13 protein-coding genes are annotated in these 14,131 nt (G+C 67.6%); 9 read left to right on the top strand and 4 right to left on the bottom strand.

Annotated elements, in window-relative coordinates; genetic code table 11:
* Positions 1-3 precede the first annotated feature (3 nt).
* Together LDO26_RS02205 and LDO26_RS02210 are read left to right on the top strand one after the other, a co-directional pair.
* Complete coding sequence (locus LDO26_RS02205) at positions 4-441, top strand: helix-turn-helix transcriptional regulator (protein ID WP_232129444.1); 438 nt, start codon at positions 4-6, stop codon at positions 439-441.
* Entirely contained in the window at positions 434-1,117 is a 684-nt protein-coding gene (locus LDO26_RS02210; RefSeq protein WP_232129445.1) for a nucleotidyl transferase AbiEii/AbiGii toxin family protein, read from the top strand. The genes LDO26_RS02205 and LDO26_RS02210 overlap by 8 nt, the downstream gene beginning before the upstream one ends.
* Positions 1,118-1,175: 58 nt before the next feature.
* Here LDO26_RS02210 and LDO26_RS02215 read toward each other — a convergent pair whose 3' ends face one another.
* On the bottom strand, positions 1,176-3,128 hold the full coding sequence (locus LDO26_RS02215) for a GGDEF domain-containing protein (protein WP_232129446.1): 1,953 nt from the start codon (positions 3,126-3,128) through the stop codon (positions 1,176-1,178).
* 108 nt (positions 3,129-3,236) lie between these two features.
* Between LDO26_RS02215 and LDO26_RS02220 the strand changes: the two genes are divergently transcribed.
* On the top strand, positions 3,237-4,637 hold the full coding sequence (locus tag LDO26_RS02220; RefSeq protein ID WP_232129447.1) for a sensor histidine kinase: 1,401 nt from the start codon (positions 3,237-3,239) through the stop codon (positions 4,635-4,637).
* Positions 4,638-4,741: 104 nt separating this feature from the next.
* On the opposite strand, the gene vapC is transcribed toward LDO26_RS02220, so the two are convergent.
* Both vapC and vapB read right to left on the bottom strand, forming a co-directional pair.
* Positions 4,742-5,149: a type II toxin-antitoxin system tRNA(fMet)-specific endonuclease VapC gene (gene vapC, locus LDO26_RS02225; protein WP_232129448.1), complete on the bottom strand. Its 408-nt coding sequence runs from the start codon at positions 5,147-5,149 to the stop codon at positions 4,742-4,744.
* A complete protein-coding gene (gene vapB / locus LDO26_RS02230) occupies positions 5,149-5,382 on the bottom strand; it encodes a type II toxin-antitoxin system VapB family antitoxin (protein WP_232129449.1) in 234 nt (77 codons plus the stop codon). Before vapB ends, vapC begins: the two co-directional genes overlap by 1 nt.
* 781 nt (positions 5,383-6,163) lie before the next feature.
* Here vapB and LDO26_RS02235 point away from each other — a divergent pair.
* From LDO26_RS02235 to coaE, 6 genes are all read left to right on the top strand, one after another.
* Positions 6,164-6,631, top strand: a complete 468-nt coding sequence (locus LDO26_RS02235; protein WP_232129450.1) for a pilin — start codon at positions 6,164-6,166, stop codon at positions 6,629-6,631.
* Positions 6,632-6,769: 138 nt separating this feature from the next.
* Positions 6,770-7,177 carry a pilin gene (locus tag LDO26_RS02245; RefSeq protein ID WP_305068817.1) on the top strand — a complete coding sequence of 136 codons (408 nt, stop codon included), beginning with the start codon at positions 6,770-6,772 and terminating at the stop codon, positions 7,175-7,177.
* A 564-nt stretch (positions 7,178-7,741) separates the two neighbouring features.
* A complete protein-coding gene (pilB, locus tag LDO26_RS02250; RefSeq protein WP_232129451.1) occupies positions 7,742-9,463 on the top strand; it encodes a type IV-A pilus assembly ATPase PilB in 1,722 nt (573 codons plus the stop codon).
* A 211-nt stretch (positions 9,464-9,674) separates the two neighbouring features.
* Positions 9,675-10,955, top strand: coding sequence for a type II secretion system F family protein (locus LDO26_RS02255; RefSeq protein WP_232129452.1), 1,281 nt, complete (start codon positions 9,675-9,677; stop codon positions 10,953-10,955).
* Between the two features lie 3 nt (positions 10,956-10,958).
* Complete coding sequence (locus tag LDO26_RS02260; RefSeq protein ID WP_232129453.1) at positions 10,959-11,819, top strand: prepilin peptidase; 861 nt, start codon at positions 10,959-10,961, stop codon at positions 11,817-11,819.
* 108 nt (positions 11,820-11,927) lie between these two features.
* Positions 11,928-12,539, top strand: coding sequence for a dephospho-CoA kinase (coaE, locus tag LDO26_RS02265; protein WP_232129454.1), 612 nt, complete (start codon positions 11,928-11,930; stop codon positions 12,537-12,539).
* Positions 12,540-12,643: 104 nt separating this feature from the next.
* Here coaE and LDO26_RS02270 read toward each other — a convergent pair whose 3' ends face one another.
* Positions 12,644-13,588: a Nudix family hydrolase gene (locus LDO26_RS02270; protein ID WP_255681944.1), complete on the bottom strand. Its 945-nt coding sequence runs from the start codon at positions 13,586-13,588 to the stop codon at positions 12,644-12,646.
* Positions 13,589-14,131 lie beyond the last annotated feature (543 nt).

Raw genomic sequence — 14,131 nt, forward strand, 5'->3', positions numbered from 1 at the left:
CGCATGTCCTATATTCGTGACATGCGCACTGACGCTCACACGCCACCCACCCGCCGGCTCGGCAACACGCTGCGTGCCGAGCGGCAGCGCCTGGGCCTGACCCAGGCCGATGCAGCGCGGCGCGCCGGCATCGCACGCCAGAAACTGATCCAGATCGAGCAGGGCAAACCCGGTGTCGCGATGGCCGCCTACGCAGCCGCCATGCATGCGCTCGGGCTGGAGCCTGCGGTCCGGCCCGCGCAGGTCCAACCCGCCGGATATCCGCAATTGCGGCGCCTGCTCTGGAACCAGCCGGGCATCGACACGCTGGACGAACGCGACGCACTCGCCCTCTACGAGCGCTACTGGGATCTCGTCGACGTGGAGCAGATGGATGACGACGAACGCGCCCTGCTCGACCGCCTCGTCCAGCTCTACGGCAAGGGCGTCCTGCATGTTTGAACGTCCGCATCATCGGCGCATCGCCCGCGTGCTGGCCGCACTGGACGCGAATCTTCTGGCGGAGGCGCACTGTTACTTCGGCGGGGGCACCGCGATCGTCCTGCAACTGGGTGAATACCGGGAGTCGGTCGATATCGATTTCCTGTGTGCGGACCCCATCGGCTATCGCAAGCTGCGCGAAACCGTCACTTCGCACACGCTCGGCCGCATTCTCCGCACCCCGCTCGCCTATGCGCGCGACATCCGCACCCAACGCGACAAGATATCGACCTTCCTGTCCGTCGACGACGTCCCCATCCGCATCGAATTCGTACTCGAAGGCCGGATTGCGATCACCGGACAACAGGACGCGCGCCTCGGTGTACCCACCCTTTCCCGAGACGACATGTATGCCGAGAAGCTGCTCGCCAACGCCGACCGCGCACTCGACCGCTCCCAGCGCAGCCGCGACCTGATCGACCTCGCCTTCATGATCCGCAACTGGGGCCCCATCCCGGCCGGGGCGCTCGCGAAGGCAAACGAAGCCTACGGAGAAACGATCCGACGCAGCTTCGACCAGGGACTCGACATGCTGCGCGAGCGCCGCTACCGGGATGCATGCCTGACGGCAATGTCGATCCCGACTGCAGCCGGCGACGACATCGTCGCAACGCTCGGGAATCACGCACCGTCCTGAACAGTCGCGACTTCGGACGGCAGCACGAGTCCACCCAAGCCGGATCGGACCCGGACAGTCACCCCGTCCCGGTATCGGTCGGCCGCTGCGGCGCCTTCTCTTTTTCCCGCGCAGGCGCCTTGCCGGCCTTCGGCCGCGCCTGCGACCAGTCCATCGGCCGGTTGCCGTCGATCGCGATCCAGCCCTGCGCCAGGGCGTGCACGGGGTTGTCCAGCACGCTGAAGGCATCGACATGGGCGCCGGCCTCCAGCCCCCACAGTCCGGCCCAGGCATTGCGCCCGGCGCGCTTGGCCACGTACAGCGCGCGGTCGGCGGCGCGGACCGCATGCTGCCAGCCGCCCCCACCGCCGGACAGCAACGGCAGCGACGCCACGCCGACCGACACCGTCAACGGCAGCGCCCCGCCACGGCCGTCGTCCATGTGCAGTTGCGCGACCTGCCGGCGCAGGTGGTCGGCCAGCGCGAACGCCGCCGCCTGCGTGGTCCGCCCGCGCGCCACCAGGAACTCCTCGCCGCCCCAGCGCGCGACCAGATCGTCCGCATCGCTGGCCTGGCGCAGGCACCCGGCAACGGCGACCAGGGCACGGTCGCCGACGTCATGGCCGAAGGCATCGTTGATGGCCTTGAAGCCGTCGATGTCGACCAGCAGCACCGCGGCGCGGCCACCACCGGGCGCGACCAGCGCCTGCAGCACGGCGTCCGCGCCGCGCCGGTTGGGCAACGCGGTCAAGGGATCGGTGTCGCCCAGCGCTGCCAGTGCACGCTCGCGCCGCCGCCCGCGCCACCACAGCAGCAGCGCACCGGCCGCCAGCACCGCCAGCACCGCCAGCGCGCCATTGCGCAGCCAGTTCGCGCGCATCGCCCGCTCGCGCGCGGCCACGGCCCCGGGTGTCAGGCTCTGCTGCACCTGTACCTGCGCCTGCATCTGCGCCAGCTTGCGGCCCGTGATCTCGCGCTCGTGCTCGCGGGCCATCTCGCGCGCACGCGTCGCATAACCGGCGGCGGCATCGCCATCGCCGGCAGCGGTGGCCGCATCCGCCAGCAGGTACAGGCCGTCGCGCAACTCGCCCATGTAGCGTCCCTGCCCGGCCAGCGCCTGTGCCTCGCGCGCCAGCGCCAGGCCGGCATCCGCGCGGCCCAGATCGAGCTCCGTGCGCGCCAGCCGTTGCAGGGTCACCACCTCGCCATGCCGGTCCCCCGCCGCGCGCTGTTGCGCCAGCACCTCACCGAACACGGGCCGGGCGCGGCCGGGCTCGCCGCGGGCGCGCAGGATCTCGGCACGATGGCTGGCGATGCGCAGTTTCACTCCGGCCAGTTCCGGATAGCGCACGACCCATCCCTCGGCCTCGCCGAACAGCCGGTCGGCCGTGTCGTAGTCGCCCAGCAGCAGGTGCAGGTAGCCCAGTTCGTAACCCAGCACGACACCCGCCAGCGGCGGCTGTTCGTTGAGGGACCGGTCCAGGTCATAGGCACGCTGCAGATAGGGCAGTGCACCGGCGGCATCGTCGAAATAGTCCGAACGGATGTAGGTGATCATCTGCAGCGTGTTGATCTCCTGCACCGTATCGCCGCCCGCCCGGGCGCGCTTCTGCGCCTGCTCCAGCAGGTCCAGCGCCTCGGGGCTGTGGCCGGCACGCTGCAGCAGGGTTGCGGCCCGGATCTGCCCGGTCAGATGGACGCGATCGGAAATCCCCGGCTGCTGCAGCAGGTCCAGCACCTGCCGGGTCAAGGCTTCGCCGGCCTCACCGTTGCCCAGCACGAACTCGGTGTTCGCCAGGCACGCCGTTGCCAGCAGCCGGATGTCGGCCGGCAATTGCGACCGCGCCAGCAGTCCTTCGGCGGTCGCCTTGGCTTCGGCCGGCTGCGACATCATCGTCCGCTCGCAGCGCACCACAGCCGCCTGATCCGGCGACACCGCCGGCACGGTCTGCGCCGATACCGGCGGCGCGCACAGCAGCCAGCCTGCGGCAAGCAAGACCCACGCCGCGCGCGTACCTGTTGGAGCTGTCATCGGGCATCCCCTGGTGGACGGAGCAGCGCCGCCCTCCCCGGAACCTTGGCGCTACCCGCACTATATATACTCTGCCGCTCCGGCGGCCCTGCCCTCCCGACCGCGCCCATGCCCGACCTGCATCCGCCCGGATCGTCCGTCACTGCCGGCACGCTGCGCGGCTGGTGGCAGGCCATTCCGGTCGATCCGGCCCAGCTGCGCAACGCGACGATGCTGCAGGCGGTACTGGCATTTTCCGGCCTCTACCAGCCGCTGTCGACCGCGCAGGGCTGGTGGCGCATGGGCGGCGCAATCGACAGCCTCGCCCTCGCGCTGGCCGGCGCCAATACCGTGCTGCTGTGGACCTGGTTCGTGCTGCTGCGCCGGGGCGCCTTCACCTGGGCGGCCAGCGGCTTCGTCGCCTCCAGCCTGCTGCTGCTCACCGTCGGCTATCTGCACTGGGGCCTGGCATTGCAGCAGCCGCAGCAACTGCTGCAGTTGGTGCCTGTGCTGATCGGCGGCGTGCTGCTGAGCCGGCCGGTGCTGTGGGGCGCGGTAGCCTGGCTTGCCGCACTGGTCGCCATCGGCGCCTGGCAGGACGCCAGCCAGCAACTGTTCCGGCCCCTCGCCATCCCCGCCATCGCCACGACGGCCATCAGCGCCGTGGTCGGCATCGTGCTGGTCGCCTTCGTCATCGACCAGGCGCTGGTCGCCCTGCGCACCAGCCTGGCCCTCGCCCGCAAACGCAGCAACGACCTCGCCCGCTCGCGCGACCGCCTGCAGCTGGAGATGCAGGAGCGCGAACGCCAGCGCGACCAGCTGGTGCACGCGCAGAAGCTCGAAGCCGTCGGCCGCCTCGCCAGCGGCGTCGCCCACGATTTCAACCACCTGCTGAGCCTGGTGCTGGGCTACGCCGCGCGCGGCCGCAGCAGCGACGACCCGGCCCAGCTCAAGGCAGCCCTGCAGGGCGCCGAATCCGCCGCCCGCCGCGCCACCGCCGTCTCCCGCCGCCTGCTGGATTTCAGCCGCCAGGAAGTCACCCGGCTCGAGTCCTTCGACCCCGGCGACGCCATCGCCGACATGCAGCCGATGCTGCGCCAGATCTTCCCGCCCGACATCCAGCTCGTCCTGCGGCTCAGCGACGCCCCCGGCCTGATCCACTTCGACCACGCCCAGCTGGAACTGATCCTGCTCGGCATCGCCACCAACGCCGCCCAGGCCATGCCCGGCGGCGGCCGCTTCACCCTGAGCGTCTCGCCCCGCGGCACCGACCAGCTGGAAATCGCCGCCAGCGACACCGGCCACGGCATGGACGAAGCCACCCGCGCCCGCTGCCTCGACCCGTTCTTCACCACCAAGCCCAGCGGCCAGGGCACCGGCCTCGGCCTCGCCGTCGCCAGCAACCTGGTCCAGGCCGCCGGCGGCAGCATCGAGGTCGACAGCACGCCAGGACAGGGCAGCACCTTCCGGATCGTGCTGCCGCTATTGGCCAGGCCGATCGGGACGGCGAGGCAGGCCGCAGCGCCATAGCGAAGCAGTGTGTGCCTGCGTCTTCGTTTTTCGAAGATTCCGCCGCTTCCCGGCATCGAAGTGAACCTGACCAAACCTGACCCCGTTCTTCCTTCTGGGATTCGTCAGGCCTTGTAAACCCAGTTCTCCACTTCCAGCGCTGGGACGCGAGCGAACTCCGCCACGTTGTTGGTGACCAGTACCAAGCCCTCGCTGCGAGCGTGGCCTGCGATATGGATATCGTTGACGCCGATGGGCTGCCCCCCTTTCTCCAGCGCCGCGCGGATGGCGCCGTAGTGTTTGGCGGCCTTGAGACCATAGGGCAGCACTTCAAGGCGGCTGCAGAAGTCCTCGATGACGTCCAGGTTCTGGCTGACGCGCTCGCTTTTCTCCGCGCCGTGCAAAAGCTCGGCCAGAGTGATGGAGGAAATCGCCATACGCCCGGCGTTGGCGTTGAAGATCGACAAGACTTCGATGGGCCGCCGTTTCAACACGTAGATGACGATGTTGGTGTCCAGCAGGTAGCGCAACATCAGAGCGATTCCCGCTCCGGCTGCTGCTGGCTGGCGCGCTCGGGCATGAAGTCGTCGCTGACGACGGGACCGGCCAGGAAAAAGCTGTCCCACACCTCCCCTACTGGCGTGATGATGCGCTCACGCCCCTTGGCGCGCACTTCCACCTTGCGCACGCCGTCAGGCAGGCGCAGTTCCCGCGGAAGCCGGACGGCCTGGGTGCGGTTGTTGATGAAGACAGTAGTGATGGTCATGACCTTGCTCCCAGTGCGGGGTATATGGCATCAGTATAGCGCTAATGAAGAAGGACAAAGAACGGGGTCGGATTCAACCTGACCCTGTTTTTCACCGCGCGAGGATGCCCCCCCGTATTGGTCGTGGCAATTCTCATGAACGCATGGATCTGATGGAGCGATTGGCCCACAGGCTCTGAAACGACACATCCGGTCTGGCAAGTGGAGCGCGCCAGCGTTTCCGACGCTTGGCTGTCCATGCGCAATGACCCTGACCGCGCAGGTGTCGGGACAGAAAGTGAACCTGACCCTGAGGCAGTCCAGCTGCCGGCGGCAGCATCGAGCCGCATCGTGCTGCCGTTGTTGGCCAGGCCGATCGGGACCGCGAGGCAGGCCGCATCGCCATAGGGAAGCAGCGTGGGCCTGCGTCTTCGTGCTTCGGAGGTTCCGCCGCTTCCCGGCATCGAAGTGAACCCGACCCCGCTCTTCGATTCCGCGTTCTTGCTGCCCCGCAAGCCGGTATTGCCGGCGATCCACGCATGATGCCGTGATCCACGTCACACGAAACGGCAAGGTCACTTCCCGACGTGGCGCCCAGCGTCACAATCTGACCCAACTTCGCCGGTTTTCGCACGCGGAGTGTGACCGCGCCAGCAACAAGCGCCATCGAACACTGTCCAGCGGCATTGGCACGGCTTGTGCGTATTTCCCCCTGCACGTGCACCACGCACGGCTGCCCACGGACCGGCACCAGCCAGCTCAGGGCACGTGATATCCATACCGACACCCTAGGGGAGACACCATGAAGAAGATGCAGCAGGGCTTTACCCTGATCGAACTGATGATCGTCGTTGCGATCATCGCCATCCTGGCGGCGATTGCGATTCCGCAGTACCAGAAGTATGTGGCACGTGCGCAGGTCACTCGTGCAGTTGGCGAATTGGGCGCGTTGAAGACCGCGGTGGAAGATGCGATGAACCGGGGGCAGGCCACGCTCACCCTGACCGAAGCGGGCTATACGGGTTCGAACATTTTCGGGCAGCCTCCCGCAGTGGGCGGCGACCCCGCAGCAGACGCCGTCACGCTGAACTATGCCGTCGCAACTGGCGTCGCCAGCATCGTTGGCAATCTGGAAGGGCAGGTGAACCCCCGCGTGAAAAGTGGGGTCGTGACTTGGGCTCGCTCCGCAGAGGGTAACTGGACCTGCTCGATCACCGGCGGCCAGATTGCAAACGACGGTTTGGCACCTTCGGGCTGCCCTGCCACCTGATCACGGGTCAACGCGGTCAGGTTCTTTTTTACTGTCCGGGCCTGACGCCTTTATCCTAGGCTACACACAGGAAACCCCGCTTCTGCGGGGTTTCCTGCTCATGGATCACCGAGCATCGGTCATACGGGGAGACCGGTCATGCGCTCCATCCGCGGGTTTACGCTACTCGAACTGATGATCGTCGTCGCGATCCTCGCCATCCTGGCCGCCATCGCGCTGCCGGCGTACCAGGACTACGTGGTTAAAAGCCAGCTGACCGCTGCGCTGGCGGACATCAGCGGCGGTCGCAGCATGTACGAATCGAAGCTGATGGCCGAAGACATCACTAGCTTCGATCCCGAGGACATCGGTTTGTCGAGCGAGACGCCACGCTGCGGCGAGATCAACCTCATCTCAGGCTTCACAGGCCATATCGAGTGCGTGGTTCGCGGCCACCCGATGATCAACGGCGCATGGATCCGGATCACCCGGGATGAGGCCGAGGGTTGGTCATGCTCGACCGAGGCGTCCATCCCTGCGCGGGTCAAACCACGTCACTGCTCCTGAGGGAAGAAGGAATGTCAGGCACGAGCAATGGTGTGTCTTGATCGAGTTGCACAGGAAGCCCCGCCTTGGCGGGGTTTCTTTTGGCTGCGAGAATGGCGTGAGGCCGTCCTCGCCCAGTGCGAACGTCGCCTTCTCTGGACAAACGCCGTCGCGCTGGTCATTCCCGCGACGGCGGGAATCCAAGCGCGTCGATTCCGATACGTTGACGTCCGCGGATCCCCGCCTTCGCGGGGATGACGGCCGTGCGCCCCCCCCCTGGATATGTCCTGCCCAGATTACCGCCCGCACGCGCTGCGCTATCTCCTGCTCTGTCTCGACAGCAATCGGGACTACGTGCGCGCCCTGCGCACCACGACAATGCCCCGCGACGCGCGACTTCGCCACCTGATGCGCCGGCCCCGCACATCGCCCGCGCGCGGGTGCAGATCAAGGGTGAACCTACCCCCTTTTCCCAACGCGATCCGCATCCGATGTGTCGTCGCGTCGGACCCTATCTTGGCCAGGGGCAATGGCAACAGGACGCGGTTGCAGTAAAGTTGCGCCATTCGACAGGGGACGCTTGGCATGAACGCTGTTGCAGCCGCCAATCTGGTCGGCATTACCGGTATTGCGCGCCGCCTGGTGCTGGACGGCGCACTGGACGAGACCACCGCGCGCGAGGCGCTGGACAAGGCCACCGCGGCGCGCAAGCAGGTGGCCGGCTATCTGCGCGAACACAAGCTGGTCACCGCCGCGCAGCTGGCCGCAGCCAACTCGGTCGAGTTCGGCATGCCGCTGTTCGACCCCTCGGCGATGGACACCCAGTCCAGCGCAATCAAGCTGGTCAGCGAGGAGCTGCTGCAGAAGCATGCGGTGCTGCCTCTGATCAAACGCGGGCAGCGGCTGTTCGTCGGCACCTCCGACCCGACCAACACCCAGGCGCTGGACGAGATCAAGTTCCACACCAACCTGACAGTCGAGCCGATCCTCGTCGACGAGGACAGCATCCGACGCATGCAGGAGCTGTGGCTGCAGGCCTCCGACAGCTTCGGCGATGCCCTGGACGACAGCGACGGGCTGGATACGCTGGACGTGGGCGGCGACGAGGACGCCAGCAAGGCGGACAACGCGGCTGACAAGGACGACACACCGATCGTCAAGTTCGTCAACAAGGTGCTGATCGACGCGATCAAGCGCGGTGCCTCGGACATCCACTTCGAACCCTACGAAACCGACTACCGGGTGCGGCTGCGCATCGACGGCATCCTGAAGCAAACGGCGAAGATGCCGGTCAAGCTGAACCAGCGCATCACCGCGCGCCTGAAGGTCATGGCGCAGCTGGACATCGCCGAGAAGCGGGTGCCGCAGGACGGCCGCATCAAGCTGAACCTGTCGAAGACCAAGCAGATCGACTTCCGCGTCAGCACCCTGCCGACGCTGTTCGGCGAGAAGGTGGTACTGCGTATCCTCGACGGCAGCGCGGCCAAGCTGGGTATCGACAAGCTGGGCTACGAGCCGGCGCAGCAGAAGCTGTTCCTCGACGCGATCCACAAGCCCTACGGCATGGTGCTGGTGACCGGCCCGACAGGCTCGGGCAAGACGGTGTCACTGTACACGGCGCTGGGCATCCTCAACGACGAGACCCGCAACATCTCCACCGCGGAAGACCCGGTGGAAATCCGCTTGCCCGGCGTCAACCAGGTGCAGCAGAACACCAAGCGCGGCATGACATTCGCCGCGGCGCTGCGCTCGTTCCTGCGCCAGGACCCGGACATCATCATGGTCGGCGAGATCCGCGACCTGGAAACGGCCGAGATCGCCATCAAGGCCGCGCAGACCGGCCACATGGTGCTGTCGACGCTGCACACCAACGACGCACCGCAGACCATCGCCCGCCTGATGAACATGGGCATTGCGCCGTACAACATCACCAGTTCGGTGACGCTGGTCATCGCCCAGCGCCTGGCGCGGCGGCTGTGCCAGAAGTGCCGCAAGCCCGTGGAACTGCCCGACCATGCCCTGCTGACCGAGGGCTTCACCGAGGAACAGGTGCGGGAAGGCTTCACCCTATACGAGGCCGCCGGTTGCGACGATTGCACCAACGGCTACAAGGGGCGCGTGGGCGTGTACCAGGTGATGCCGATGAGCGAGGAGATCCAGGCCATCGTGCTGGAAGGCGGCAACGCCATGCAGATTGCCGAGGTGGCGGAGAAGGCCGGCATCCACGACCTGCGCAAGTCGGCGCTGGAGAAGGTGCGGCAGGGGCTGACCAGCCTGGCGGAAGTGAACCGGGTGACGACGGACTGAGGGGAGCGCCCTCACCCGTGAAGGGCGCAATGCCCGCAGGCGGGAGAGGTGTTGATTCCAGCGGCCCGACTGGATTCCGGGCAGGCGCCAGGCGCGAACTGCGTCACAGCCTGCAACGGGGGCGGCCGGGACCTGACACTTTTGCCGCCAACCCGCTACCATGCGGCGATCCGCCCGGTTTGGGGAAGTCGGGCCTTGGGGGAATACCAGCATGTCGATCACACGTAGCGCCGCCAGGAAATCCATCCCGCGCAAGGGACCCGCGCCCGCCGCCCGTGCCGGCGTAACCCTGGACATCTTCGTCTGGGAAGGCACCGACAAGCGCGGCGTCAAGATGAAGGGCGAACAGCAGGCCAAGAACGCCAACATGCTGCGCGCCGAACTGCGCCGGCAGGGCATCCAGCCGGGCGTGGTGAAGGTCAAGTCCAAGCCGCTGTTCGGCAGCGCGGGCGCGACCATCACACCCAAGGACATCGCGGTGTTCAGCCGCCAGATCGCGACAATGATCAAGTCGGGCGTGCCGATCGTGCAGGCGCTGGAGATCATCGGCAGCGGCCACAAGAATCCCCGCATGGCCACGATGGTCAACTCGATGCGGCTCGACATCGAGGGCGGGTCTTCGATCAATGAGGCGCTGGCCAAGCACCCGGTGCAGTTCGACGAGCTGTACCGCAACCTGGTGCAGGCTGGCGAGTCGGCCGGCGTGCTGGAGACGGTGCTCGACACCATCGCCACCTACAAGGAAAACACTGAGACCCTGAAGGGCAAGATCAAGAAAGCCCTGTTCTACCCGGCGATGACCATTGCGGTGGCGATGATCGTCAGCGCGATCCTGCTGGTGTTCGTGGTGCCGCAGTTCGAGGAGGTTTTTAGGGGCTTCGGCGCTGACCTGCCTGCATTCACCCAGATCATCGTCTCCGCCTCACGCTTCATGGTCAGCTGGTGGTATGTGATCCTGATCGCGGTGGTTGCAGGCATCTTCGGCACGATCTTCCTGTTCAAGCGATCACCCCGCTTCCAGCATTTCGTCGACCGCATGATCCTGAAGATTCCGGTCGTCGGCCAGATCATGCACAACGCCGCGGTTGCGCGTTTCGCGCGCACGCTTGCAACCACATTCAAGGCCGGCGTGCCGCTGGTCGAGGCGCTGGACTCGGTAGCGGGCGCCACCGGCAACACCGTCTACGAGCAGGCCGTCAACCGAATACGCGACGACGTCTCGGTCGGCTACCAGGTCAACATGGCGATGAAGCAAGTCAACCTGTTCCCGCACATGGTGGTGCAGATGACCGCCATCGGCGAGGAGGCCGGCGCGCTGGACACGATGCTGTTCAAGGTGGCCGAGTTCTACGAGCAGGAAGTCAATAACGCGGTCGACGCACTGGCCAGCCTGATCGAGCCGATGATCATGGTGTTCATCGGCATCATCGTCGGCGGCCTGGTCATCGGCATGTACCTGCCGATCTTCAAGCTTGCATCGGTCGTCGGCTGACGGATGGCGTTCCTCGACCAGAACCCCGCACTCGGCTTCCCCCTCGCCGCCGGCTTCGGCCTGCTGGTCGGCAGCTTCCTGAATGTCGTGATCCTGCGCCTGCCCAGGCGCATGGAGTGGCAGTGGAAGCGCGACAGCCGCGAGATCCTCGGCGAACCTGAACTCTACGACCCGCCGCCGCCGGGCATCGTCGTCGAGCGTTCACACTGCCCGCACTGCGGGCACCAGCTGTCGTGGTACGAGAACATCCCGGTGCTGAGCTGGCTGGCGCTGCGCGGCAGGTGCCGCAGCTGCAAGGCGCCGATCTCGATCCAGTACCCGGCGGTCGAGCTGCTGACGATGCTGCTGTTCGTCGCCTGCGTGTGGCGCTTCGGCTTCGGCTGGCAGGGCTTCGGCGCGCTGGTGCTGACGGGCTTTCTGATCGCGCTGTCGGGCATCGACCTGCGCACCCAGCTGCTGCCCGACTCGTTGACGCTGCCGTTGATGTGGCTGGGGCTGATCGCCAGCCTCGACAACCTGTACATGCCGGCCAAGCCGGCGCTGCTGGGCGCGATCGTCGGCTACGCAAGCCTGTGGTCGGTCTGGTGGCTGTTCAAGCAGGCGACCGGCAAGGAGGGCATGGGCCACGGCGACTTCAAGCTGCTGGCGGCGCTGGGCGCCTGGTGCGGCCTCAACGGCTTGTTGCCGATCATCCTGCTGTCGGCGGTGACCGGTGCGGTGATCGGCTCGATCTGGCTGGCGGTCAAGGGCCGCGACCGGGCGACGCCGATCCCGTTCGGCCCGTACCTGGCGATCGCCGGCTGGATCACCTTCATGTGGGGGCACGACCTGACCGCAGCCTACCTGCGCTTCGCAGGCCTGTAGGGCGGGTCTCGACCCGCCAAGGCAGGCCAGGCAAGCAACGGCGGGTCGAGACCCGTCCCACAGGAAGAATCGTCACCCCCTGACTCGTCATCGGCCCGGGCTTCCCCCATGAGCGATCTGATCATCGGCCTGACCGGCGGCGTGGCTTCGGGCAAGACCGCGGCCACGCAGGCATTCGAGAGGCGCGGCGTGTCCGTCGCCGATGCCGACCTGGCGGCGCGCACGGCGGTGGCACCGGGCAGCGAAGGCCTAGCCGAGGTCGTCGCGGCCTTCGGCCCGGGCGTGCTGGCCGCCGACGGCAATCTGGACCGGCCGGCGATGCGGCAACGCATCTTCATCGATCCGGATGCGCGCATGCGGCTGGAGGCCATCATCCATCCGCGCGTGCGCACCGCGCTGCGGGCCGCCTGCGAGGCGGCGCCGGGACCTTACTGCATCGCCGCGATCCCGTTGCTGGCCGAAGGCGGCCGCGCCGCCTATCCGTGGATCGCGCGGGTGCTGGTGGTGGACGTGCCGGTGGAACTGCAACTGGCCCGGCTGCTGCACCGCGACGGCATCGACGCCGCGCTGGCGCAGGGCATGATCGACGCCCAGGCCGGCCGCGGCGAGCGGCTGGCGATCGCCGACGACGTGATCGTCAACGACGGCACGCTGGAGGCGCTGGACGCGCAGGTGGCGGCGCTGAACGGCCTGTACCGGGGGTTGGCGCTGGCGGATTGACCGGGCCGGCCCATGGCCTGCCAAACGCCGCAAATGCCATAGGGCGGGTCTCGACCCGCCACACGCATCCACGGCTGCGCAAACATCGGGTCGGGACCCGCGCCCTACCCGCCCCACAGGCTGCGGATCGCGGCGATGCCCTGCGCGCCATGGGCGCGGGCTTCGGGGATGTCGGCGGGGCCGAGCCCGCCGATCGCGTAGATGGGAAGCGCGCTGCGCTCGCGCAGTGCGGAGAACGCGTCCCAACCGATCCCGGGCTGGCCCGGGTGGCTGGCGGTCTCGCGCACAGGGCCAAGCAGGACGAAGTCGCAGCCCAGGGTTTCCGCCTGCTGGAGTTCGTCGGCGTCGTGGCAGGAGGCGGCCAGCAGTGTGTCGGTATCGACCGGGCGCGATGCCTGCGCGCGCAGCGCGGCCGAGCTCAGGTGCAGGCCGACACCCGCCGGGCGGGCGATGTCCGCAGGGCCGTTGAACAGCAACTGGGCCTGGTGGTGGCGGCAACGCGCGGCGGCGGCGGCGAGCAGGGCCTGCTGTCGCGCGGGCTCGATGCCGGGCATGCGGAACTGGACGCGGCGGATGCCGCGCGCGAGCGATACGTCGAGGCCGCGCAGCCAGGCGGCATCGTCGTCGCCCGGGAGCGGCGTGACGAGGCAGGCGTCGGGCTGGCGCAGCGCGGCGACGACGGGCAGGTCGGCCGGCGGCATCGAATAGCGCGACAGGCTGTCGGGTGCGACCCAGGTCAATGCCTGCCCTTCCCGTCCCCGGGGCGTGCCCTGCCAGGCGACGATGCCGCGGACGTCGAGACGCAGGCGCTTGTGCCGGTAGGCCTGCGGCACGGTGATCAGCGGCGCGCCGACGGTCACGGCGATGCCCAGTTCCTCGTCGAGTTCACGGGCCAGGGCCTGTTCCGGGGACTCGCCCTGTTCGCGCTTGCCGCCAGGGAATTCCCACAGGCCGGCCATGTCCTGGCTGGGGGTGCGCCGCGACAGCAGGATGCGGCCGCGTTTGTCGGTGATGACACCGGCGACGACTTCGATCACGCGCTCGCTCATTCCCACGCCTTTGGCGGATTGCAGACCGAGGTTAGGGATCCGGCACCGGTTTGCCAACATGGCGCGGCTGTTTGTGGACAGGCGGATGGCGGCTTGGTCGGGGGGCAGTCCCGCCCTCTCGCCAACGGCGCCCTCATCCGCCCTGCGGGCACCTTCTCCCGCAAGCGGGAGAAGGAAAACCGGTCCCGGTGATTCCACTGGAGATGGCCTGACCCCTCTCCCGCCGGCGGGCATTACGCCCTTCACGGGTGAGGACACTTTGGCACGGCGGTCGCGACTGCTGCAGAGACCTCGCGCCAACGGCGCCCTCATCCGCCCTACGGCCACCTTCTCCCGCAAGCGGGAGAAGGAACCGATCCCGATGATTCCACTGGAGATGGCCTGACCCCTCTCCCGCCGGCGGGCATTACGCCCTTCACGGGTGAGGGCACTTTTGCACGGTAGTCGCGACTGCTGCAGAGACCTCGCGCCAACGGCGCCCTCATCCGCCCTGCGGGCACCTTCTCCCGCGAGCGGGAGAAGGAACCGGTCCCGGTGATTCCA

Source organism: Proluteimonas luteida, from assembly GCF_021191695.1.
Taxonomy (GTDB): Bacteria; Pseudomonadota; Gammaproteobacteria; order Xanthomonadales; family Xanthomonadaceae; genus Luteimonas; species Luteimonas luteida.